Annotated in this window: 19 protein-coding genes; 4 read left to right on the plus strand and 15 right to left on the minus strand. The window is 68.2% G+C overall.

The window, feature by feature from the left end; translation table 11 throughout:
• Positions 1–53 precede the first annotated feature (53 nt).
• The 12 genes from murG to dinB all read right to left on the minus strand — a co-directional run bounded on the left by murG (position 54) and on the right by dinB (position 15,074).
• Positions 54–1,187 carry an undecaprenyldiphospho-muramoylpentapeptide beta-N-acetylglucosaminyltransferase gene (gene murG, locus AC6I9V_RS01890; RefSeq protein ID WP_349414071.1) on the minus strand — a complete coding sequence of 378 codons (1,134 nt, stop codon included), beginning with the start codon at positions 1,185–1,187 and terminating at the stop codon, positions 54–56.
• Between the two features lie 4 nt (positions 1,188–1,191).
• Positions 1,192–2,736 (minus strand): putative lipid II flippase FtsW, encoded by a 1,545-nt coding sequence (ftsW, locus tag AC6I9V_RS01895; protein WP_349414072.1) that lies wholly within the window; start codon positions 2,734–2,736, stop codon positions 1,192–1,194.
• 2 nt (positions 2,737–2,738) lie between these two features.
• Positions 2,739–4,340, minus strand: coding sequence for a UDP-N-acetylmuramoyl-L-alanine--D-glutamate ligase (gene murD / locus AC6I9V_RS01900; RefSeq protein ID WP_497898138.1), 1,602 nt, complete (start codon positions 4,338–4,340; stop codon positions 2,739–2,741).
• On the minus strand, positions 4,322–5,431 hold the full coding sequence (gene mraY, locus AC6I9V_RS01905) for a phospho-N-acetylmuramoyl-pentapeptide-transferase (RefSeq protein ID WP_349414074.1): 1,110 nt from the start codon (positions 5,429–5,431) through the stop codon (positions 4,322–4,324). Before mraY ends, murD begins: the two co-directional genes overlap by 19 nt.
• Entirely contained in the window at positions 5,428–6,891 is a 1,464-nt protein-coding gene (locus tag AC6I9V_RS01910) for a UDP-N-acetylmuramoyl-tripeptide--D-alanyl-D-alanine ligase (RefSeq protein ID WP_497898139.1), read from the minus strand. The genes mraY and AC6I9V_RS01910 overlap by 4 nt, the downstream gene beginning before the upstream one ends.
• 6 nt (positions 6,892–6,897) lie before the next feature.
• Positions 6,898–8,559: a UDP-N-acetylmuramoyl-L-alanyl-D-glutamate--2,6-diaminopimelate ligase gene (locus tag AC6I9V_RS01915; RefSeq protein WP_497898140.1), complete on the minus strand. Its 1,662-nt coding sequence runs from the start codon at positions 8,557–8,559 to the stop codon at positions 6,898–6,900.
• Positions 8,560–8,669: 110 nt separating this feature from the next.
• A complete protein-coding gene (locus tag AC6I9V_RS01920; RefSeq protein ID WP_497898141.1) occupies positions 8,670–10,472 on the minus strand; it encodes a peptidoglycan D,D-transpeptidase FtsI family protein in 1,803 nt (600 codons plus the stop codon).
• Positions 10,473–10,516: 44 nt separating this feature from the next.
• Positions 10,517–11,212, minus strand: a complete 696-nt coding sequence (gene ftsL / locus AC6I9V_RS01925; RefSeq protein WP_497898142.1) for a cell division protein FtsL — start codon at positions 11,210–11,212, stop codon at positions 10,517–10,519.
• Positions 11,209–12,210: a 16S rRNA (cytosine(1402)-N(4))-methyltransferase RsmH gene (gene rsmH / locus AC6I9V_RS01930; protein ID WP_497898143.1), complete on the minus strand. Its 1,002-nt coding sequence runs from the start codon at positions 12,208–12,210 to the stop codon at positions 11,209–11,211. The genes ftsL and rsmH overlap by 4 nt, the downstream gene beginning before the upstream one ends.
• 178 nt (positions 12,211–12,388) lie before the next feature.
• Positions 12,389–12,817: a division/cell wall cluster transcriptional repressor MraZ gene (mraZ, locus tag AC6I9V_RS01935; RefSeq protein WP_138769645.1), complete on the minus strand. Its 429-nt coding sequence runs from the start codon at positions 12,815–12,817 to the stop codon at positions 12,389–12,391.
• 430 nt (positions 12,818–13,247) lie between these two features.
• Positions 13,248–13,616: an SCO2097 family morphological protein gene (locus tag AC6I9V_RS01940; protein WP_349414080.1), complete on the minus strand. Its 369-nt coding sequence runs from the start codon at positions 13,614–13,616 to the stop codon at positions 13,248–13,250.
• A 246-nt stretch (positions 13,617–13,862) separates the two neighbouring features.
• A complete protein-coding gene (gene dinB, locus AC6I9V_RS01945; protein ID WP_349414081.1) occupies positions 13,863–15,074 on the minus strand; it encodes a DNA polymerase IV in 1,212 nt (403 codons plus the stop codon).
• Positions 15,075–15,186: 112 nt separating this feature from the next.
• Here dinB and AC6I9V_RS01950 point away from each other — a divergent pair, with 112 nt between their 5' ends.
• Positions 15,187–15,717, plus strand: coding sequence for a hypothetical protein (locus AC6I9V_RS01950; RefSeq protein ID WP_497898144.1), 531 nt, complete (start codon positions 15,187–15,189; stop codon positions 15,715–15,717).
• Entirely contained in the window at positions 15,714–16,808 is a 1,095-nt protein-coding gene (locus AC6I9V_RS01955) for a polyprenyl synthetase family protein (protein WP_497898145.1), read from the plus strand. Before AC6I9V_RS01950 ends, AC6I9V_RS01955 begins: the two co-directional genes overlap by 4 nt.
• A 72-nt stretch (positions 16,809–16,880) precedes the next feature.
• Here AC6I9V_RS01955 and AC6I9V_RS01960 read toward each other — a convergent pair whose 3' ends face one another.
• Positions 16,881–17,234, minus strand: a complete 354-nt coding sequence (locus tag AC6I9V_RS01960; protein WP_349414084.1) for an Rv2175c family DNA-binding protein — start codon at positions 17,232–17,234, stop codon at positions 16,881–16,883.
• A 301-nt stretch (positions 17,235–17,535) separates the two neighbouring features.
• Here AC6I9V_RS01960 and AC6I9V_RS01965 point away from each other — a divergent pair, with 301 nt between their 5' ends.
• Together AC6I9V_RS01965 and AC6I9V_RS01970 are read left to right on the plus strand one after the other, a co-directional pair.
• On the plus strand, positions 17,536–18,936 hold the full coding sequence (locus tag AC6I9V_RS01965) for a LysM peptidoglycan-binding domain-containing protein (protein WP_497898146.1): 1,401 nt from the start codon (positions 17,536–17,538) through the stop codon (positions 18,934–18,936).
• Positions 18,937–19,036: 100 nt separating this feature from the next.
• On the plus strand, positions 19,037–21,157 hold the full coding sequence (locus AC6I9V_RS01970) for a protein kinase domain-containing protein (RefSeq protein WP_497898147.1): 2,121 nt from the start codon (positions 19,037–19,039) through the stop codon (positions 21,155–21,157).
• Positions 21,158–21,238: 81 nt separating this feature from the next.
• On the opposite strand, the gene AC6I9V_RS01975 is transcribed toward AC6I9V_RS01970, so the two are convergent.
• A complete protein-coding gene (locus AC6I9V_RS01975) occupies positions 21,239–22,612 on the minus strand; it encodes a class II 3-deoxy-7-phosphoheptulonate synthase (protein ID WP_497900231.1) in 1,374 nt (457 codons plus the stop codon).
• A gap of 128 nt (positions 22,613–22,740) precedes the next feature.
• Positions 22,741–23,481 carry a lysophospholipid acyltransferase family protein gene (locus AC6I9V_RS01980; RefSeq protein ID WP_497898148.1) on the minus strand — a complete coding sequence of 247 codons (741 nt, stop codon included), beginning with the start codon at positions 23,479–23,481 and terminating at the stop codon, positions 22,741–22,743.
• Positions 23,482–23,514: the final 33 nt, after the last annotated feature.

Here is a 23,514-nt window from a genome sequence, read left to right on the forward strand (position 1 = left end):
CTTCCTGCTTGCTGTTCACTGTTGCTGCTGTTCACTGTCACTGGCGTTGAAAATCACTGCTGCTCGCCATTACTGCCCCCGGGCCCGGCCTGGGCGGCCTCGAGGACCAGGGCGGCCATCCGCCGGTCGGCGTCCCGGATTCCGAGCTGTTCGGCGTCGGCGGCCATCCGGTCCAGCCGGGCGGCGTCGCCCAGCAGCGGGATGAGGTTCTCGCTGACCCAGCCGGCGTCGAACGCCGCGTCGTCGACCAGGAGCGCGGCGCCGGCGTTCACCAGGCCGGCCGCATTCAGCGCCTGTTCCCCGTTGCCGATCGGCAGGGGAACAAAAACGGCCGGAACGCCGACGGCGGCCACCTCGCACACGGTCGCGGCGCCGGATCGCGCCAGCAGCAGGTCGGCGGCGGCGTAGGCCAGCTCCATGCCGTCCACGTACTCGACCTGGCGGTAGCCGGGAGCGGCCAGCAGCTTGCCCTGCGCGTCGTGCACGGTCTTGCCTCGTCCGGTGATGTGCAGGGTCTGGATTCCGGCGTCGGCCAGCGCGCCCACGGAGGCGGCGATGGCGCGGTTGATGCTTTGCGCACCGGACGAGCCGCCGGTGACGATCAGGGTGGGCTTGTGCTGCTCCAGCCCGAGCGTGGTGCGGGCGGCCGCCCGGGCGGCCGTGCGGTCCAGGCCGGAAATTTCGCGCCGCATCGGCATGCCGACGTGGCGTGCGCCGCGGATCCTGGTCTGCGCGAACGCGACGGCGACGTGCCGGCTCAGCCGGGCGCCGACGCGGTTCGCGAGCCCGGCCCGGGTGTTGGCCTCGTGCACCACGATCGGGATCTTGCGGCGCCACGCGGCCAGGTACATCGGCGTGCAGACGTAGCCGCCGACGCCCACGAGCACGTCCGCGCGGGCCTCGTCCAGGATGGTGCCTGCCTGCCGCACGGCAGCGGCGAGCTTGCCGGGGAGCCGAAGCAGCTCCACCGAGGGCTTGCGCGGGAACGGCACGCGGCTGACCGTGGCCAGCTCCAGCCCGGCGGCCGGCACCAGCCGGGCTTCCATCCCGCCCGGAGTGCCGACGGCCAGCAGCTGCGCCTCGGGCCGGACCTCGAGGATGGCGTTGGCGATGGCCAGCAGCGGGCTGATGTGCCCGGCGGTGCCGCCGCCGGCGAGGACTACGGACAGGGACGACTCGGTCTTCATGGGGCTAGCTGCGCTTTCGTGCGGGGTTCTTGGGGGCGGGTTTCCTGGGTGCAGGACCCGGTGGCGCGGTTTGCCTGGCTGTGTTCCTGGCCGGGCCACCCTCGCTCTTCGCGCCGGCTGCCCGGGCGCCATTCACGGCAGCCCGGGCCGACGGGCTGGATGCCTTGCCGGCGGCCCGGGCTGCACGGGCGCGACGCACCGAGTTCGCGAAGGCTGCCGGGCCGAACTTGAGAATCTTCTTCGGCTGCATGCCCGGGTCCATCTGGGCCCGCGCCAGGGACAACGCTACGCCAATGGCGCACAGCGACATCAGCAGGGCCGAACCGCCGTAGGAAATGAAGGGCAGCGGTACGCCGACCACCGGGGCCAGCCCGGTGACCACTGCCATGTTGACGCTGGCCTGGCCCAACAGCCACACCATGATGGAGCCGGCCAGGACGCGGTGGAAGACATCGTGCTGCGCGGCAACGACGCGGTAGATGGCGGTGCCGAGGATGGCGAACAAGACCAGGACGACGAGCGTCCCGACCAGCCCGAGTTCCTCGCCGATGATGGCGAAAATGAAGTCGTTGTGCGCTTCCGGGATCCAGCTGTACTTCTGCCGACTCTGTCCCAGGCCCACCCCGAACCAGCCTCCGGACGCGAGCCCGTACAGGCCGTTGGTGGACTGGTAATTCAAGTCGGACCCGTCGGCACAGGTCTGCCCGGTCCAGGACAGGATCCGGCACATCCGGTTCGGGCTGGTGACGGCGAGGACGCCGGCACCGAGGGCCAGGGCCGCGCCGGCAATCGCGAAGAAGGCAATCCGGACGCCGGCAAAGAAAAGCCCGGCGGCAATGATGACCATCACGATCATCGCTGTGCCCAGGTCGTTTCCGGCCAGGATCAGGCCCAGCACCGCGGCTGCTCCCGGAATCACAACGGGAACGAGGGCATGCCGCCATTCGCGCAGGAGCTTTGCCTTGCGGTCGAGCACCGTCGCCATCCAGACGGCGAGGGCAAGCTTGGCGGCCTCGGAGGGCTGGAAGGTGAACGGACCGACGTCGATCCAGTTCTGGTTGCCCAGGGCGCTGCGCCCGACCACGAGGACCAGTCCCAGCAGCCCGACGGCCAGGAACATCAGGGGCCAGGCAAGACGCCTGAGCCAGCCGACGTTGACGCGCGAGAGGACAAACATCGCAAAGACGCCGAGCGCGGCGAAGCCGCCCTGCTTGAGCGCGGCGGAGTAGGGCGACTCCCCCGCGGCGATCGCCTCCACGCTGGAGGCGGAGAGCACCATCATGATGCCGATCGCCGTCAGCGCGAGGGTGGAGCCCAGGATGAGGTAGTAGGTGGAGCCATTGCGAGACTTGCCGGTCCCCTCCAGGGCGGACCAGAAGCCGCGGTACCAGCCTCTGACCCGGGCGGCCGGGCGGACCCGGGCGGCGGGTTGTGCCGCTCCGGTGTTCCCGGCGGCGGCGGTTCCTGCCTTGCTGCCTGCGGTTCTGCCTGAAGGTGCCCCTGAGGCAGGGGTCCGTGCCGCCGTGGGACGGGTGGGCGTGCTGACCATTGCTACTCCTCGGTGGTCTGAGCCTGCCCTTCCACGAGCTCGCGGACAGCTTCGATAAAGGCGTCGCCACGGTGAGCGTAGGAAGAGAACTGATCCATGGACGCAGCTGCCGGGGCCAGGAGCACAGTGTCCCCGGAGGTGGCCAGCTGTGCCGCCGACGCGACGGCCCGCGCCATCACAGTCTCGCCGAAAATCGGCGAGGGGCCTGCGTCGGCGTGGGCAGTTCCGGCAGTCTGCACCTCTTCAGTGTCGCCCTTCGCGTGGCCGATCACGGGGACATCGGGAGCGTGTCGCTGCAACGAGGCGAGCAGCTCGGAGGAGTCCGCCCCGATCAGCACCACGGCCTTAAGCCGCGGGGCGTTGTCCCGGACCAGTGCGTCGTAATTCACGCCCTTGGAAAGGCCGCCGGCGATCCACACCACATTTTGGAACGCGGACAGCGAGGCCGAGGCGGCGTGCGGGTTGGTGGCCTTCGAATCGTTGATCCAGAGGACGCCCTCATGGCGGGCGACCGGCTGGATGCGGTGGTCCCCCGGCAGGTAGTTTTGCAGGCCCTGGCGGACGGCGGCGGGCTCGACGCCGTAGGCGCGCACGAGGGCGGCCGCGGCGAGGGCGTTGGCCACCATGTGCCGCGGTGCCACCGGACCGAGGTCTGCGATCGCGGCCAGTTCGGCGGCGCTGTCCTTCCGCTCGGGGATGAAGGCCCGGTCCACGAGCAGGCCCTCGACCACGCCGAGCATGCTGATGGCCGGGGTGAGTGTCGTGAAGGCTACCGCGCGGCAGCCCTCGACGACGTCGGCGTCCTCCACCATGCGCTCGGTTTCGATCTGCTCGGCGTTGTAGATGCACGCCTTCTGGGTCCGTTCGTACACCTTGGCCTTGTCCGCCAGATACAAGTCGTAGGAGCCGTGCCAGTCGACGTGGTCCTCGGCAACGTTGAGGCACACGCTGGCGACCGGCGAGACGGAGTGGCTCCAGTGCAGCTGGAAGCTGGAGAGCTCCACGGCGAAGACGTCGTAGTCGACCGGGTCGCGGAGGGCGTCCAGGATGGGGGTGCCGACGTTGCCGACGGCGATCGCCTTGAGCCCGGCGGCCTGCAGCATGGATTCGGTCAGGCCGACCGTGGTGGTCTTGCCGTTGGTGCCGGTGATGGCGAGCCAGTCAGCGGTCTTGCGGCCCTGGCGTTCGCGCACGCGCCAGGCCAGTTCGACGTCGCCCCACACCGGGATGTGGGCCCGGGCGGCGGCGGCGAGCAGGGCCTGGTCGGGGCGCCAGCCGGGCGAGGTGACAATGAGCTCGGGCTTTTCGCCGTCGACCTTCGGCACCGTGGTGACGGCGTCGTCGCCCAGCAGCACGTCGGCGGCGCCGACGATCCGGAGCGTGTCCGCCTGGGCCCGGGCCTTGGCGCTGTCCGCGGCGTCGACCACGACCACACGGGCGCCGAGTTCGATCAGGGTGTCCGCGGCGGCGAAGCCGGAGATGCCGATGCCGGTCACGACGACGCGCAGCCCGGACCAGTCCGAGTCCCAGCTGGTGAGGTTCTCAAGCCGGGGCGAGCTGGCCAGCGGTTCGGGAATGGTCCCGCTCACAGCAGCACCACCCATTCGGCGTAGAAGATGCCCAGGCCGGCGGCGACAAAGAGCCCGCAGAGGATCCAGAACCGGACGACCACGGTCACTTCGGCCCAGCCCTTGAGTTCAAAGTGGTGCTGCAGCGGCGCCATCTTGAAGAAGCGTTTGCCCTTGGTGATCTTGAAGTAGCCCACCTGGATGATGACGGAGAGGGTGATCAGGACGAAGAGGCCGCCGATGAAGGCGAGCAGCAGCTCGGTCCGGGACAGGATCGCGAAGCCGGCGACGGCGCCGCCGATGGCCAGCGAGCCGGTGTCGCCCATAAAGATCTTGGCCGGCGAGGTGTTCCACCAGAGGAAGCCGACCAGCGCTGCGCTGAGGATGGCGGCAAGGAGCGCGAGGTCCAGCGGGTCCCGGACGGTGTAGCAGCCTGCACCGGCTTGGCGCGGTGAGCCGCAGGACTGGTTGCTTTGCCAGATGCCGATGAGGGTGTACGCCCCGAACACCATTACCGAGGCGCCGGCGGCGAGGCCGTCCAGCCCGTCGGTGAGGTTCACCCCGTTGGTGGCGGCGGTGACAATCAGGTTGGACCAGAGCACGAACAGGATGGCGCCAACGACGGTGCCGCCGAACGCAAGGTTCAGCCACGGTATGTCGCGGACCAGGGAGATCTGGTACGACGCCGGCGTGACATAGTTCTCGTCCGGGAACTGGAGCGCGAGGACTGCGAAGATGATCCCGACGGCGGCCTGCAGGATGAGCTTGGCCTTCGCGTTGAGCCCCAGGCTGCGCTGCGCGGAGATCTTGATGAAGTCGTCCAGGAACCCCACCAGCCCCATGCCGACCATCAGGAAGAGCAGCAGCAGGGCCGAGGCGGACGGACCCGGCGAGAGCGGGTTCACCATCCACATGATCAGGTGGGTGATGCCGTAGCTCGCCAGCACCGCGAAGACGACGACGGTGCCGCCCATGGTGGGCGTGCCGCGCTTGGTGTGGTGCGAGGTGGGCCCATCGTCCCGGATGAACTGGCCGTAGCTCTTGCGGACCAGGAAACGAATGAAGAGCGGCGTGCCCAGGAAGGAAAGCAGCAGGGCCAGTCCGGCGCCCATCAGCAGTGCTATCACGGCAGCGGGCTCCCTTCAGTGGTGGTTTCGGGTAATGCTATCCGATCCCCCAGATGGCGCAGGCCGATGCTGTTGGATGACTTGAAGAGGACCAGGTCCCCGGGTGCAAGTTCGGAGCGGAGGATCTCGTAGGCCTCGTCAATGGTCTCGGCGAAAAGGCATTCGTCGCCCCAGGAGCCCTCGTTGACGGCGGAGACGTACAGGGCGCGGGCCTCGCGTCCGATCACCAGCAGCCGGGAGATGTTGAGCCGGACCACCTGGGTGCCGACGGCGGTGTGCTCCCGGATGGAGTCCTCGCCGAGTTCGAGCATGGCGCCGAGCACGGCCCAGGTCCGTCGGCCGCGGCCCAGGTCCGCAAGGGTCCGCAGGGCAGCCCGCATGGACTCAGGGTTGGCGTTGTAGGCGTCGTTGATGATGGTCACGCCGTCGGGCCGCTCGGTGCGTTCCATCCGCCAGCGGCTGGCGGCCGTCTGGGCGCTCAGTGAGGCGGCGATCTGCTCACCGGAGATTCCGGCGGCGTGGGCCGCCCCCGCGGCGGCCAGCAGGTTGCCCACGTGGTGCTCCCCGATCAGCTTGGCGCTGACGTGGTGCCGGGCGCTCCCGCCCGGCAGGATGAGGTCGAATTCGGGGTTGCCGGCGGAGTTCAGCTCGACGCCCTCTGCCCGGACGACTGCCTGCTCGCCATCCCTGGCCGGCCGGGCGGAGAACCCGAGGACCGTTGCCGTGGTGCGGGAGGCCATGGCGGCCACGCGGGCGTCGTCCAGGTTCAGCACGGCCGTGCCGTCGGCGAGCAGCGCCTCAACCAGTTCGCCCTTGGCCCGCGCGATGTTCTCGACGCCGCCGAATTCACCGGCGTGGGCCGTGCCGACGCCCAGTACGACGCCGATTTCGGGGCGGACCATGTCCGCGAGGTAGTTGATGTGGCCGATGCCGGTGGCGCCCATTTCGATCACGAGGTAGCGGGTGTCAAAGCCGGCCTTGAAGACGGTCAGCGGGACGCCCACTTCACCGTTGTAGGAGCCCTGCGGAGCCACTGTTTCGCCGTGGCCGGCGAGGATCCCGGCCAGCAGGTCCTTGGTGGTGGTCTTTCCTGCGGATCCGGTGATGCCGATCACGGTAAAGGCCTGGCCGGCGGCGGCCCGGCGGGCACGGATCCGGCGGACCGCTTCGGCGGCCAGCGCGCCCATGGCCAGGACGGAGTCCTCGACGACGACTGCCGGGAAGGCGTGGCCGGCGGCGTCGGCAACGTCGCGCTGCACCAGGGCCAGCGCGGCTCCGCGGTCGAACGCGGCGGCGACGAAGTCGTGCCCGTCGGCGGCTTCCCCGGGTTTGGCCACGTAAAGGGAACCCGCCGTGGCTTCGCGGGAGTCGGTCACCACGGAGCCGGGCGTGAGGCCCGGATCGGCGGCCAGCCGGCCATGGGTTATTTCGGCGATTTCCGCCGCGGTAAATGCAATCATCTCGGTTTAGGACTCTATCCGCTGCTCATCGAGAATGGTGAATCCTCGTGCTGTCAAGGCTGACCGCAGCTCCACCCGGTCATCGAGCGCCAGGTTGACGCCCTTGACCTCCTGCCAGACCTCGTGGCCGCGGCCGGCCACCAGGATGGTGTCCTGCGGACCCGCGAGCTCCACCGCTTTGCGGATGGCAACGTCGCGGGGAAAGACCTCGAGGATGGTGCAGCCCAGTCCGTCGTGTTCCTTGGCCTGCCGGGCACCCGCCATCACATCGGCGCGGATGGCAGCGGCGTCCTCGTCGTGCGGGTCGTCGTCGCTGACGATCACGATGTCCGCGAGCCGGGCGGCGATGGCTCCCATCGCGGGCCGTTTGCTTTGGTCCCGCTGGCCGGTGGCGCCGAAGACGATGATGACTTTGGATCCCGGTTCCGGGTAGCGCACGGCTTCCAGCGCGCGTTCGAGGGCGTCCGGATTGTGGGCGAAGTCGACGACGGCGGCAGGAGCCGTCGCGACAAGCTGCATCCGCCCGGGCACGGCCACGGTGAACGGATCCGCGCTGTCCAGTGCGGCCTGCACCTCGGCCGCGGCCGTGCCTCCGGCGAGGACCATGACGGTGGCCAGGGCGGCGTTGGCGACGTTGAAGCTGCCGGGCAGCCCGGTGTGCACCCGCAGTTCCGTGCCGTCCCGGTGCCGGAGCCCGAACTCGGTGCCGAGGCCGCGCGGACGGGGATTGACGACAGTCCAGTCGGCGGCAGTCCGGCCGGCAACGACGTCCGGACCGGGTGTGCCGGTCGTGAGGGTGCTGACCGGGATGTCGGCGGCGGCGGCGAGCTTCTGGCCCCATTCGTCGTCCACGGTCACCACGGCGGTCCGGGCACGCCCGGCGGTGAAGAGCCGGGCCTTGGTCTCGAAGTACTCTTCCATGCTCCCGTGCAGGTCCAGGTGGTCCTGGGTCAGGTTGGTGAAGCCGGCGACGTCGAACACCACGCCGTCGACCCGGTGGAACGAAATGGCGTGCGAGGACACCTCCATCGAGGCGGCGGCGAGGCCGCGTTCGCGCATCAGCGCCAGCAGGGCGTGCACGTCCGTCGATTCGGGCGTCGTGAGCAGGCTCGGGATCGGGTCGCCGCCGGCCAGGATCTCGATGGTCCCGATCAGCCCGGTCGTGCGGCCGAGGGCCCGCAGCAGGGAGTTGATGAAGTAGGTGGTGGTGGTCTTCCCGTTGGTCCCGGTGACACCGAACAGCGCGGGGGCGGCTGCGTCGTCCGGGCGGCTCCGGTAAATCTGCGCGGCGAGGGGGCCGACCAGGGTGCGCGGCTCGTCGGCCAGCAGTACCGGGACGGAGATGTCATTGGAGAGGGCCAGCAGGCGGGCGCCGGCGTCGTCGGTTAGCACCGCGACGGCGCCGGCGTCGACGGCCTGGGAAACGAAGTCGGCGCCGTGCCGGGTCGCGCCGGGAAGTGCGACGTACAGATCCCCGGGCAGGACGGCGCGGGAGTTCAGCGAGATCCCGGTAACGGGGACGGCCGCGGAGGCGCCGGGAACGACGACGCCGATCCACCCGCCGATGGTTTCCAGCGGTACCGCGGTGACCTTTGCGGGCCGGAATGCCGCGCTGGATTCCTGGCCGGACGGCGCGGCGGCCGCAGCCTGGGCATTGAAGTCTGACAAGAGGTCTCCGTCGTGTGGTGCCGGGGCGGCGGACGCGGCGCGCGGAGCATGGCCCGCACGCGGCCCGGCCGCGTGAAACTGTTGGTGCTGCTGACTCGTGGTGTTGGGTGCTACTTGGCGTACTGTGGCAGCCTGGCCGGCTCCCCCGTGGACGGCTGGACGTTGTAGGTGCGCAGCGTCTGGCTCATCACCGAGCGGAACACCGGCCCGTTGGTGATGCCGTAAATATTGCCTTTGGGCCGTTGCAGGACCACTTCAACAATAAACCGCGGATCGTCCATCGGCGCCATCCCCACCATCGAGGCGGTGAAGCCGCAGAACCCGGACTTCCCGTCATCACACGGCGACTGGGACGTTCCCGTTTTAGCCCCGACCCGATAGCCGTCGATGGCCGCTTCCTTGATCTCGCCCTCGGTGACGGCACTTTCCAGGATGTCGCGCACCTGCTTGGCGGTGTCCTTGGAGACGACCTGCCGGCTGTCTTTGGCGGGCACCTTTTCCTCGCTGCCGTCGGGATTGATGTAGCTGTCGATCAGGCGGGGCTGCAGCATCACGCCGTCGTTGGCGATGCTCTGGTAGGCGCGGACCGTCTGCAGCGTCGACTGGGCAACACCCTGGCCAAAGAGCACCGTGTATTCCTGCCGGCCGTCCCACTGGGCTGCGGGCGTCAGGATGCCCGCGGCCTCGGCGGGCAGGCCGATGTCCGGGGCCTCGCCGATCCCAAACTTCTGCAGCCAGCCGTGCCGCTGGTCCTTGCTCAACCGCTGGCCCGCCATGACGGTGCCGGTATTCATGGAGTACCCCAGGATGCCGGCCAGGGTCCGTTCCTCGGTGCCATGCTCAAAAGAGTCGGTGAAGTTCTGGCCGTCCACGGTGTACGACGGCGGGATGGTGAACTTGTCCAGCGGGCTGGACTTGCCTTCCTCGATGAGAGCGGCGGCCGTGATCATCTTCTCCACCGAACCTGGCTCGTAGGCCGCCGTCACCGCGCGGACGCCCCGGTCCTTGGCGGCGACCTTGCCGGGGTCGTTGGGATCCGGGGCATTGGTATCCGCCATGGCGACGATATTGCCGGTCTTGGCGTCGGAGACGATGATGACGCCCCATTCGGCGCTGAGCTTGTTGGCCTGGCTCTGGATGGCCTGCTGGGCGAAGTACTGCAGGTCGGAGTTCAGGGTGAGCTTGATGTCCTTGCCGTTAACTGCAGGCGTGAACTGGTCCACGCCCACCGGGATCCGCAGCCCGTCGGCACCGATTTCGAAGAGACGTTTGCCGGATGTTCCCTTGAGTACCTCGTCCTGGGTTTGTTCGAGCCCGGACTGGCCGGTGGTGCCGTCCTTGAGGAAGCCGACGATTCCGCCGGCCACCGAACCGTTGGGGTAGACCCGTTTGCTGGTGCCCTCGGTGACAATGCCGGGGATCTGGAGTTTGGAGATGCGGTCCTCGACGTCCGGCCGGATGTCTTTCGCCACGATGTAGTAGCGCTGCTTGCCGGTCAAGGCTGCTTTGAGGTCGTCCTTTTTCATGCCGAGGACATTCGCGAGCTCTTCGATGCCCTGGTCCCGGGGGATCTTGACGACCGTGTCCTTGCCGTCGACCTGTTCGAGCCGCGGGAAGGAGTCGGTCTTGGTGTTGACGGTCTGGTCCACAACGACGTTGTAACGGATCACGCTGCTGGCCAGGACGGCACCGTGGGCGTCGAGGATGCTGCCCCGCTCCGCGGGAAGCTCCATGGGTTTGAGCCGGTTCTGGAGTGCCGCCTCGGCCATGCCGCCGGCGTCGAGGCCCTGGACCAGGAACAACTTTCCACCGACGACCAGCAGGAGCGAGAGCATGATGCCCAGCCCCAGCCGCAACCGCCGCGTGGCGCTGGGCGTCTTGCCAGCGCGTGCCTTGCCGGTGTTCTGCGCCACGATGTTTCCTTGCTGCTTGCCTGGCTGGTTCTGGGTCCCGTCGGTTATTTTCCGGGGGCCTTCTGCGCGGGGGCCGGGATGGACCCGCCGTGCAGGTCCACGGCCGGCGCGGGGGCCGGGGGCGCGGGCACAGCAGGGGCTTGGCCGGCCGGTGCAGCTGCCGCGGGAGCGGGGACGGCCGGCACGGCAGCGGCCGGGATGCCCTCGGCCGGCTTGCGGTTTGCGAGCGGTTCCTTCCCCGAGGCGGACGGGACCACGTTGACCTGGCCCGCTACGGCCGGGGCGGCGATGACCGCGCCGGGGGCGTCACCCTTGACCGCAGGCTTGGCCTTGCCGGTCACCGTCAGGGTGGACAGGTCGATCTGGCCCTTGCTCGTGGAGGCCACCATGCCCAGCTCCGTGGCTTTCGCGGCCAGGTTCTGCGGGGCGTCGAAGTTCTGGACCTGCTGGGTGAGGTCCTGGTTTTGCTTGGTCAGGGAAGACTGCTTGGCCCGCAGTTCCACCAGCTGGTACTGCGCGGAGGACACGGAGATGTTCAGGACCAGCACCGCCATCAGCGCCAGCGCCAGGATCCCGAAGCACATCACCACGAAGGGCGCCCGGCGTTTACGCGGGGCGCTGCGGACGATGGAGAGCGGGGTGCGGGTCTTGCGGGCCGGCGCACCCGGCTGCAGCTCCGGAAAGGCACGGGCGGTGGCGGCGGTGGCAACGGGGAACCTGTTGACGGCGGCGGTGCTCATGCGACTCTCCTGGCTTTGATGCGTTCCACGGCGCGGAGCCTGGCGGAGGCGGCCCGTGGGTTTTCTGCGATTTCTTCGGCGGTGGGCACCTCGGTGCCCTTGGTCAAGGTCTTGAGTTCGGCTTTGTGTTCCTCGAGCTCCACCGGGAAGCCGAGCGGGGCCGAGGATTTGGATCCGGCCTGGAAAACGGCCTTGACGATTTTGTCCTCCAGCGAGTGGTAGGACATCACGACGACCCGGCCGCCGACGGCGATGGAGGCCACTGCTGCCGGGATCGCGCGCTCCAGCACGTCGAGTTCCTCGTTGACCTCGATCCGGAGTGCCTGGAAGGTCCGTTTGGCCGGGTGGCCGCCGGTCTTGGCGGCGCCGGCGGGGACCACGGCGCGGATTGTCTCGACCAGTTCTCCGGTGGTGGTGAAGGGCTTCTCGGCGCGGTCCGCGACGATCCGGTTGGCGATCCGGCCGGCGAACTTCTCTTCGCCCCATTTGCGGATGATCCGGACGAGGTCCTCTTCGCTGTAGTTGTTCACCACGTCGGCGGCGGTCTGGCCCCGGCTCGTGTCCATGCGCATGTCGAGGGGTGCGTCGAAGGAGTAGGCGAACCCGCGTTCGCGCTCGTCCAACTGCAGCGAGGAGACGCCCAGGTCCATCAGGATGCCGTGGACCTCGGTGAAGCCCAGGTCCTCGAGGACCTCGGGGATTTCGTCGTACACCGCGTGGACCAGGTCGATCCGGGAGGCGAACGGCTTCAGCCGCTCCCCCGCCAGGGCGAGGGCTTCCTCGTCACGGTCGATGCCGATCAGGTGCAGGTCCGGGAACCGCTGCAGCATGGCTTCGGAGTGTCCGCCCATGCCAAGCGTCGCATCGACGACCACCGGCGTCTGCCCCCGGCGTCGGGCTTCCTCGAAACCCGGTGCCAACAAATTGATGCACCGGTCCTTGAGGACCGGTACATGGCGTTCGGACGTAGGCTTCGCCTGGTTGGAGTCTTCGCTCATGCCTGCGTCCTTTCGTGGGGTGGAGTGACTGTCGGGGTGCTGTGCTTCTTGGTCCAGATCCCCATCCGCGCCTACCCTGCGGCCCGCCTGGCTCCGGGGAAGTGAGCCAGGTGAACTGCCGGATGGGCGGCTGGAGATCTTGATCAAGAAACGGTTGGTGCTGGGATGCCGGCGGGTTTCAGAGGATCCCCGGGATGGCGTCGTCGGTTTCCGAGAAGGCGGTTTCCTTTTCGGCCAGGTACTCGTTCCAGGCCTGGGCGTCCCAGATCTCCGCCCGGGTGCCGGCGCCAATGACGGCCAGCTCCCTGCCGAGACCTGCGTATTCCCGGAGCGCCGGCGGAATCGTCACGCGCCCCTGCTTGTCAGGTACCTCGTCGGAGGCTCCAGAGAGGAAAACGCGGATGTAGTCACGAGCCTGCTTGGAGGAGATTGGTGCCTCCCGCATCTGTTCGTGAACCCGGCCGAATTCCGCCTCACTGAAGACGTAGATGCAACGTTCCTGGCCCCTTGTGAGAACCAGTCCGCTGGCAAGTTCCTCGCGGAACTTCGCTGGGAGGATGATTCGACCCTTTTCGTCCAGACGCGGCGAATGAGTGCCGAGAAACACGGCCCACCGCCTGTCTGTTGTAGGAAGTCCAACGTCCCCTGTGCTGCCACTACCCTCTTACGTCCTCCACATTACTCCACTTCGCTCCCCCGTCAACGACATTCGGCATATTTTTGGGCAATTTTGGGGCGTTTTTGACGCAAAAGTTCCTTGCGAATAAAGGCAAGCGCTAAAAGTGGTGCGCAGTGGAGGGAATTCCACCTCCCGGCGGCGGTCGGGCAGCCGCCAAAGCGCCCACGCGCGCCGGCGTCGGGCCGGCTCCGCAGCGGTTGCTCCGTAATTGCCCTTTCGGCGCTCCAAAACGGCACCAACGGAGCATTCGATGCCGGTTAAACGGCAAAAGACCCGCCGAAGCGGGTCTTGAGTTGCCTGGTGGAGGCCTGGGTGGTGCGAAATGGAGGGCCGGTAGGACGGCCAAAGGGAAACCCGGTCAGGAGTCCCCGCGGTGCCGTTCCTCCCACCGCTCCTCAAGGTTGCTCATAAAGGAACTGCGCGGCTTGCCCGATTTGCGGCCGCCGGCGGCGGTGGGCCTGCCGCCGGAGTTGCGCATGGTCGCGAAGTACACGCCGGCACCCATCACCACGAATCCAAGCACCCCGACGACGATGAGTTGCATCGAGACGCCCAACAACAGCAAGAGAATGCCGGCGAGGGCGCCGAGGACCCCAATGACCAGGTGACGGGTGGACCAGGAGCGACCCGGATCCGAGCCCATGGAGCTGGCAAACTTGGGATCGTCCTCATGCAGCTGCTTCTCAAGTTGCTCCAGCAACTTCTGTTCGTGCTCCGAGAGCGGCATCACGACCTCCTTAAGTCGGCCAACGTCCAGACTTGACGCGGCCCTTGTCCCTAAACCCCTAACGTGCGGGATTCCCGCCTGGTTCCCATTCCCCGCCATTGGATGAATGTGGATTCACGGTTCCCTGAAAGGTGTTCAGTTGGCATGGCCGGCAGCCCGAACGTTCGATCCAGTCGTTCGAAATCTACGTATATCTAGGATAGTTTGTTGCGCCCTGTTCTGAAAGACGCACCGGCAGCTTCGCGCTCAGTCGGTGCCGGGTCCGGGGTCCAGTAAACGGGCCGGGAGCACGGACTTGTTGCCGAACTTCCGGGTGACCCGATCCAGGGCCTGTTCGGCGGCGCGCCAGTTGTCGTCCCGGCGGTCCAGACTGAGCTGCAGGGGCGCCTGGGCGGCTTCCTCGAGCTGCTCCGCCCGAATCCCGATGAGCCGGACCGTCATCGGCCTCTCGCCGACGGATTCAAGCAATTGCAGGGCGACGCCATAGAGCAGCTGTGCACTGTCGATCGGGGTGCTGACGGTGCGGCTGCGGGTGATGGTGGAGAAATCCGCGTAGCGCAGTTTCAAGGCCACGGTCCGGGCGTGCATGCCGGCGCTCCGCAGCCGTTCGGCCGTGCGGTGCGCGAGCCGCAGCAGTTCGCGGTGCAGCAGGGCGTCGTCGGCCGTGTCCACCGCAAAGGTCTCCTCCGCGCCGATGCTCTTTTCCAGCCGGACGGGCGTCACCGGACGGGGGTCGATCCCCCACGACAGCCGGTGGACGTGTTCCCCCGTGGCCCCCAGGATCTTCCGCAGCGACGGCAGCGGCGTCGCCGCGACGTCGGCCACCGTCCGGATCCCCATCCGGGCGAGGACCTCGACCGTCTTGGCACCGACCCCCCAGAGCGCGCCGACCGGCAGGGTGTGCAGGTAGGGCACGGTCTCCTCCGGGCCGATCAGCAGCAGGCCGTCCGGCTTGCACCGCGTCGAAGCGATCTTCGCGACGAACTTGCTGGCCGCGATGCCTACCGACGCCGTGATGCCCAGCTCTCCGGCCACCCGACGGCGGATCAGCTCGCCGATGTCCCGGGGCGGCCCGAGCCGCCGGATGGCGCCGCCGACGTCGAGGAAGGCCTCGTCGACGCTCAGCGGCTCCACCAGATCGGTGACCGACCCGAAGATGGCCATGATCTGGCCTGACACCTCGTAGTAGAGCTTGTGGCGCGGCTCGATGATGACGGCCGAGGGGCACATCCGGGCCGCGACCGCCATGGGCATCGCGGATTTGACGCCGAACTTGCGCGCCTCGTAGGAGGCCGACAGCACCACCGAGCGGTCCGCGGGATAGCCTACGATCACCGGCCGGCCCTTGAGTTCCGGCCGGCTTCGCAGTTCCACGGAGACGAAGAAAGCATCCATGTCCACGTGCAGGATGCTGCTGCGCCGGAGCTCGCGAAGACCCGCTTCGCTGTACTGTTTCACGCTGTTGATTTCAAGGTGATTCTCGCTCTCCGGCCCCACACATCAATCCTATGCGCAGGGACTGACTAAACTGGAGGCTGAATCCGGCATCAACACCAGGAGGAATGTCCGCGTGAAGGTTTTTGGAGCGCTCAATCGCGCCGTGGCGGCCGCGGCCGCCGCCGGCGCCTTGCTGGCCCTGGCCGCCTGCACCCCCGGCCAGGCACCGGCCGCGTCGTCACCCTCGGCGTCGACGTCGGCGGCCTCCACCACGCAGGCCACCACCACGGCGCCTCCCAGCCCGTCCGCCGCACCGGGCACCTCCGCGACCGTGGGCGCCTTGGTCTCGGGCTTCCCTGAGAAGCTGCTGCCGGTGATGCCCGGGGCCAAGGTGGAATCAAGCAGCTTCGATAAGACCGCAAGCCCGGCAACGGTGGCCCTGGTGGGAAAGATCACCTCGCCGTCCGCCGGAGTCGTGGCCTTCTACAGCAAGGAACTGGAGAACCAGGGCTTTAAGGCCGTGCCCGGCGAAACCGTCGGGACGGTGGCGTCCAAGGACTTCCTGCGCGGCGAGAACGAAACCGTAAACCTCGCCGTGGTGGAGGCCGCGGGGGTTTCCACGTTCACGATCGGCGCCAACGTCGCCGCAGAGTCCGTCAAGTGAGCCTGGCCGAACAACTGCGGGTTGAGCAGGCGGATTTCGTCGCTGCCGTGGCCGGGAAGCTGACGGACTTCCTGGTCGATCGCACCACGGTGATGTCCGCCATTTCCCCGGACATCGACCCGCTGATGGGTTCGATCTCCAACCTCGTCACGGGCGGCAAGCGGCTCCGCGCCCTGATGTGTTACTGGGGCTGGCGCGGGGCTGGCGGCGATCCGGGCGCGCCGGAGGTGGTCACCGCCGGTTCGGCGCTCGAGCTGTTCCAAGCCGCGGCACTGATCCATGACGACATCATCGACCGCTCCGACACCCGCCGCGGCGGTCCGAGCGTGCACCGCCGCTTCAGTGAGCTCCATGCGAGCCAGGGGTGGGCCCTGGATCCGGAGCGCTTCGGCCACGCCGCGGCGATCCTGACCGGTGACCTGTGCCTGTCCTTCAGCGAGGAATCCTTCACCGAGATCGGCGACCGGGCGGCCTCCGGCAGCCGGGCCCGGCTCATCTTTAATCTGATGCGTGCCGAGGTGATGGCCGGCCAGTACCTGGACATCCTTGAAGAGGTGGCCGGTCCGCACCGGGACCGCGCCGGCGCCGTCAGCCGCGCCCAGTCCATCATCCGGTTTAAATCGGCCAAATACTCCACGGAGCACCCGTTGGCCTTGGGCGGGGCGCTGGCCGGGGCGCCGGACGAGCTGCTCCGCGGCTATTCGGCCTTTGCACTCCCGCTGGGCGAGGCGTTCCAGCTCCGCGACGACGTGCTGGGTGTCTTCGGCGACCCGGTCACCACCGGGAAACCGGCCGGCGATGACCTCCGTGAGGGCAAGCGCACGGTGCTCGTGGCTTTTGCCCTGGACCAGGCCGCTCCGGCCGAGTCGGGTTTCATCGACGCCAAGCTCGGAAGCCCTGACCTGAGCACCGGCGATGTGGAGGAAATCCGCCGCATCATCGTCGACTGCGGGGCACTCCAGGCCACCGAAGTCCTGATCGAGGAATTCGGCCGGGCAGCGTTCGATGCCCTGGAGCTACTGCCGCTGGAGGAACTGCCCAAGACGGCGCTCCGCAAGCTCGCCGAAGCCGCGGTCAGCCGCACCGCCTAGCCCCGGCCGCAGGGGACGCAAAAGGCCGTGCACAACGCCGGGGCGCCGCGCACGGCCTGGGCCGTATGGTTCCTACCAGGCCATCGTCTGGGCCCGGCGCCGGATTTCGGTCTTGCGCCCTTCGCGGAGGGCGTCGATCGGCCGGCCGCGGAGGGAGTCGTCCGGGGTAAAGAGCCAGGTGATGAGTTCCTCGTCCGAATAGCCTGCGTCGGAGAGCACGATAATCGTGCCCTTAAGGCTCTCAACGGCGTGCCCGTCCTGGATAAACGCCGCCGGCACGGAGCGAATCCGCCGGTCGCCGATCCTCACGGCCGCGAGGGCACGCTCGTCAAGCAAGGCATGAACCTTGGTGATGGAGACGTCCAGCAGCTTAGCTACGTCGGGCAGGGGCAGCCATTCGCCTACAAGGCTTTCTACAGTACTCACGGATCAAGATTGCCATGCCGGACCGGATTGCGCCTAGTCAGCCACGATCGAATAATCCGACCTCTTAATGCAACCCGCCCAGGGCCCCGCAACGGCGCCGTCTCCCCCGCCGCCAAGCCGTCCGCGGCGACACTCCAGAAAGCCGTGTTTGCGGAATGTCAAACCGTTCTTGTGCTATTTCGCAATTCATGAGAGATTCACATAGATCACATTTGTAACTGTAGTTTCTTTAGTCACACTGTTAACACCAGTCACACCGGCCTGACCTGCAGCCTTCGCCGCTGAGAAGAGGATCTTTCCCATGACGACGTCACGTTCGCCGAAGCCCCCCACGAGGCCAGGCCTCCCGCTGATCGCGGCGACGACGGCGGCGCTGCCCGCCGTCGTACTTTCGTCTTTGGCGATCGCCCAGCCCGCCGCGGCCGAACCGCGCCCCCGCGCGATCCCGGCGACGCTTGCAGCGGCCATGAAGGCCCAGGCCCAGGGGCTGGCCGCCACCTCGGTCACCTCCGCACTGATTCCCGCGGCTTCCGTCCCGGCAACCATCCCTGCAGCCTTCCGTCCGGCCCAGGTCTCCGCACCGTCCGAATACACGATCGCCCGCGGCGACACGATCAGCGCGATCGCAGGCAAGTTCGGTCTGGACACCTATGCGGTCCTCAAGCTGAACAACCTGCAGGCCAACACCGTGATCTACCCCGGCCAGAAGATCAAGCTCAACGGCTCCGCACCTGACCAGGCCGCTGCAGCGGCGCCGGCTCCCGCCGCACCCGCCGCTCCGGCCCCGGCCCCGGGAACGGCCGGCGGCTCGGTTTACACCGTCAAGTCCGGCGATACCCTGGGCGGTATCGCGTCCCGCCATGGCGTCGGCCTCTCCGACGTCCTTACCTGGAATGCGCTCAGCATGCGCTCCGTGATCTACCCGGGCCAGCAGATCAAGGTCGGTGCAGGCGTGGCCGCGCCGGGCGCCCCGGCCCCCGTGGCTCCGGCCGCCCCGGCACCGGCCCCGGCCAGTTCCGGGTCCTACACCGTGAAGTCGGGCGACACCCTCTCGGGCATCGCGGCCAGGAACGGGGTCAAGCTCTCTGACATCCTTTCTGCGAACCAGTTGACCATGAGCAGCGTCATCTACCCGGGCAACAAACTGGTGATCCCCGGTTCAACGTCCGGCGCCATCAACCCGTCCTCGAGCCAGCCGCCCGCCACCGTGACCCCGCTGGTGCCCAGCACGTTCCTTGGCTTCAGCTACCCGGCGGCCGTCCTCAACTCGGCCAACCAGAACAAGGCACTGCTCAACGCCTCGCCGGTTCCCAGCCGCGAGCAGATGAAGCAGATCGTGGCGGACACCGCGCGACGGATGGGCGTGGATCCCTCCCTCGCGATGGCGTTCGCCTTCCAGGAGTCCAGCTTCGACCACCGCTCGGTGTCCCCCGCCAACGCGATCGGCACCATGCAGGTGATTCCCTCCTCGGGCCAGTGGGCTTCGGACCTGGTGGGCCGGCAGCTGAACCTGCTGGACCCGTACGACAACGCCACGGCCGGCGTCGCCATCATCCGCCAGCTGGTGCGCACCAGCAAGGACCTGGACTACGCGATCGCCGGTTACTACCAGGGCCAGTACTCGGTCAACACCCGGGGCATGTACGACGACACGAAGGTCTATGTGGCCTCGATTAAGAAGCTGCAGAAACAGTTCAGCTAAACCGCCAGCATCGCGCGGGGCTGAGCCCTCCGTCGCGTAACGATACGGGCCCGGATTGCATGTCAATCCGGGCCCGTTTCCGTGCAGAGCTTAGGATCAAATGGTGCAGGAATACACATCGGACGCTCTTGTCGGGACCCTGGTGGACAACCGGTACCTGATCCGGTCCAAGCTGGCCCGCGGCGGGATGTCCACGGTCTACCTCGCCACCGACCGCCGGCTGGAGCGGGATGTGGCGCTCAAAGTCCTGCATCCGCACATGGCCGGCGACCCGCAGTTCCTGGACCGGCTGGGCCGCGAGGCCAAGGCTGCCGCCCGGCTCTCGCACCCGCATGTGGTGGGCGTGCTGGACCAGGGCGAGGACGGCCCCCTGGCCTATCTGGTGATGGAGTACATCAAGGGCCACACACTGCGCGACGTACTCAAGGACAAGGGCGCGCTCACCCCGCGGCTGGCCCTGGCCCTGATCGACCCGGTCGTCGAGGGACTCGGAGCGGCCCACGCCGCCGGCCTCATCCACCGGGACGTAAAGCCGGAGAACGTGCTCATCGCCGACGACGGCCGGATCAAGATCGGCGACTTCGGGCTGGCCCGGGCCATCACCACCACCACCAGCACCGGGGCGCTGATCGGCACCGTGGCCTACCTTTCCCCCGAGCTGGTAATGGGCCGGCAGGCCGACGCGCGCAGCGACATCTATTCGCTGGGCATCATGCTGTACGAGATGATCACCGGCCGGCAGCCGTTCGACGGCGAAGTCCCAATCCAGGTCGCTTACCAGCACGTGAACTCCAGCGTCGGCGCACCCTCGGAGCTGGTCCCCGGCCTGGCCGGGGAACTCGACGAGCTGGTGCAGTGGTGCACCGCCAATGACCCGGAGCAGCGTCCGGTGGACGGCAACGCCCTGCTGGCCGAACTGCGCCACATCCGGACCAACCTCAGCGACGCTGAGCTGGACCTGCGGCCTCCCGCCGCCCGGCCCGCCCCGATGCCGGGCGGAGCACCGGCGGGAGCCGCCGGCACCGCGTCCGGCGCGGCTGCCGCAACGGGAGAAGCCCACACCGAACTACTCGGCGGCATCCAGCAGCCCACCGAAGTCATCAACCGCGGCGGCCAGCACCCGACGACGGTGCTCTCCGGCACGCCGCGGCCCGGCGCGTACGGACCGCTCTCGGCCCCGGACGACGGCGCATTCGGCGCCAGCGCGGCGGAACCCGCGGACGCAGCCGCGGCACCGGCCAGCAAACGGGCACTGCGGAAGCAGGACCGTGACGAGGAGAAGGCACGCCAGCGTGCGGCGGCAACGCCCAGCCGCAGCCTGCGGGCGGGCAACCCCCGCCGCCGCGGCCTGGTCTGGATCCTGCTGCTGGCCGTCCTGGCCCTGCTCGCCGCCGGGGCCGGCTGGTTCTTTGGCATGGGACCGGGCTCCCCCGGAACCATTCCACAACTGGCCAACAAGACCGTGGCGGAGGCGCAGCAACTGCTCCGCACCGCCGGTTTCCAGTCGACCACCCGGGACGTCTTCGACGACGACGTCTCGCCCGGCCTGGTGGTCGGTTCGGAACCGAAAGCCGGACAGGTGGTCCGGAAGTTCGAGTCCGTTTCACTCGCCGTGTCCAAGGGCCCCGAGCTGTTCCCCCTGCCCGGGCTGGCGGGCAAAACGCTCGATGAAGCAAAGACAGCCCTCAATGGCGCCGGCATGGCCCTGGGGCCTGTCACCGAAAGCTACGACGACGCGGCGGCCGCCGGTACCGTGCTGGCCCAGGCCCCGGGTAAGGGAACACCTGCCAAGCACGGGACGCCGGTGGCACTGACCGTCTCCAAGGGCCCGCAGCCGATCCCGGTCCCCGATGTGCGCGGCAAGGACCAGGACGCCGCCGTCAAGACGCTCGAAGCGGCCGGCCTCAAGGCCGTCGTCGCCCCGGAGCCGGTCTTCGACCGGACGGTGCCCAAGGGGAAAGTCGCCGGCCAGGACCCCGCCACCGGGAACCTCACGAAGGGCGGCGCGGTTAACCTCACCATCTCCAAGGGCCCGAAACTGGTCCAAGTGCCCGACGTGTTCCGCAGGCCCGAGGCGGAGGCGGTCAAGGCCCTCAAGGACGCCGGCTTCGAGGTGAAGGTCAGCTACACCTTCGGCTCGTCCGTGCTGGGCCTCGTGGCCGGCCAGGACAAGAGGGGCCAGCAGCCCGAGGGCTCGCTCGTCACCATCACCGTGACCTGATTTCTCCCGCAAACCTAATAAGCTCCGCCCCGGCTGGATCCAGCCGGGGCGGAGCTTATTAGTCTGGGCGGTGTCTGCGGCCTAGCGCTTGGACAGGGCACCCGCCACCAGGAACGCCATCTCGAGGGACTGCATGTGGTTCAGGCGCGGATCGCAGACGGACTCGTACCGGTCCAGGAAGGCGTCCTGGTCGACCGGGTCGGCGCCGCCGAGGCACTCGGCCACATCGTCGCCGGTCATTTCCACGTGCAGGCCGCCCGGGACGGTCCCCAGTCCGTGGTGCACCTCGAAGAAACCGCGCACCTCGTCGATCACGTCGTCGAAATTGCGGGTCTTGTAGCCGTTGGGTGAGGTCACCGTGTTGCCGTGCATCGGGTCGGTGACCCAGAGAACCTGGGCGCCGGAGGCCGTGACGCGCTCCACAATGGGAGGCAGCTTCTCGCGGATGTTGCCCGCGCCCATCCGGGTGATGAAGGTCAGCCGGCCCGGTTCGCGGTTCGGGTCAAGCTTGTCGATCAGCCGCAGCGCGTCGTCGCCGCTGGTCGAGGGGCCGAGCTTCACCCCAATCGGGTTCCGGACACGGGAGAGGAAATCCACGTGCGCGTGGTCCAGCTCGCGGGTGCGCTCCCCGATCCAGAGGAAGTGCGCGGAGGTGTCGTAAGGCAGGCCGGTGCGCGAATCGATGCGGGTCAGGGCGCGCTCATAGTCCAGCAGCAGCGCCTCGTGGCTCGCGTAGAACTCCACCCGCTTGAGCGCCTCGAAGTCCGCCCCGCAGGAGGCCATGAACTGGATGGCCCGGTCGATATCCCGGGCCAGCGACTCGTAGCGCGCATGCGCCGGGTTCTCCGTGAAGCCCTTGTTCCACTGGTGCACCAGGCGCAGGTCCGCGAAGCCGCCCTGCGTGAACGCGCGGATCAGGTTCAGGGTCGACGCCGAGGTGTGGTAGGCCTTGAGCATCCGGCCGGCGTCGTGGGCGCGGGACTCCGGCGTGAAGTCGTAGCCGTTCACGATGTCGCCGCGGTACGCCGGCAGCGTCACGCCGTCGCGCGTTTCGTCGTTGGAGGAGCGCGGCTTGGCGAACTGGCCCGCCATGCGTCCCATCTTGATCACGGGCATGGCCGCGCCGTAGGTGAGCACCACGGCCATCTGCAGGATGGTCTTGACCCGGGCGCTGATCTTGTCCGCCGTCGCGGCTTCGAAGGTCTCCGCGCAGTCCCCGCCCTGGAGCAGGAAAGCCTTGCCCTGGGCCGCGGCGGCGAGCCGTTCGCGCAGGATGTCCACCTCGCCGGCGAAAACCAGCGGCGGGAGCACCGAGAGTTCCTGCACCGAGGCCTCAAAAACGGCCGGGTCGGACCAGCTGGGCTGTTGTGAGGCGGGCAGTTCCCGCCAGTGGTCCAGCCCGGGATAGTCCGCGGCGCCGCTTTGGGCCGTGCTGGCGAACGCGGTGCCGGCCAGGGCAGGGCCGGCCTGCTGGAAGTTGTTGAGGGGGGACGTCGAAGGCTCGGATAGCTCAGTCACCTTCTAAGGATAGGCGCCCGGGACCCTATCGGGGGCGCCCCGCGTCATTGACCGCGGGCCTTCCGTCACACAGCCCCGGGGGTCTCGGTCCCGCGGCCGGCACCGCTCTCCGGCACCTCGGTGGCCTTGCCGGCCAGCCGCAGCTTCACGACGGCGGCATACTCGTCGACGTATTCCTGGCCGGAGAGCCGCATCAGTTCGTACATGATCTCGTCAGTGACGGAGCGCTGGATCAGGCGGTCATCCTCCATGCCGTAGTAGCGGCTGAAGTCCAGCGGTTCGCCGAAGATCATGCCGATGCGCCGGATGTTGGGCATCCGCTTGCCGATCGGCTGGACCTTGTCGGTGCCGATCATGGCGACCGGGATCACCGGCACCCGGGCCTGCAGCGCCAGACGGGCCACCCCGACCTTGCCGCGGTACAGGCGGGCGTCCGGGCTGCGGGTGCCCTCCGGGTAAATGCCCAGGAGCGAACCGTTCTTCAGCACGTCCATGCCGGCGTCCAGCGAGCGAGCGGACGCCGCTCCCCCGGACCGGTCCATCGGCAGCTGGTTGGTCAGGCGGAAGAAGGCCGCGGTGAGTTTGCCTTTGATTCCCTTGCCCGTGAAGTACTCCGACTTGGCCAGGAACACCACCGGACGGGGCACCATCAGCGGCATAAAGATGGAGTCGGAGAAGGAGAGGTGGTTGGAGGCCAGGATCGCGGCGCCTTGGGCCGGAACATTGTCCAGTCCCTTGACCCACGGCCGGAACAGCGTCTTCAGGACCGGCCCAAGGACGAAGGTCTTCATGAACCAATAAAACACGTGGTGAACCTCTCCGGCAGGCGTCTGGCCGGC

Source organism: Arthrobacter sp. SlRoot2-15 (assembly GCF_059739345.1).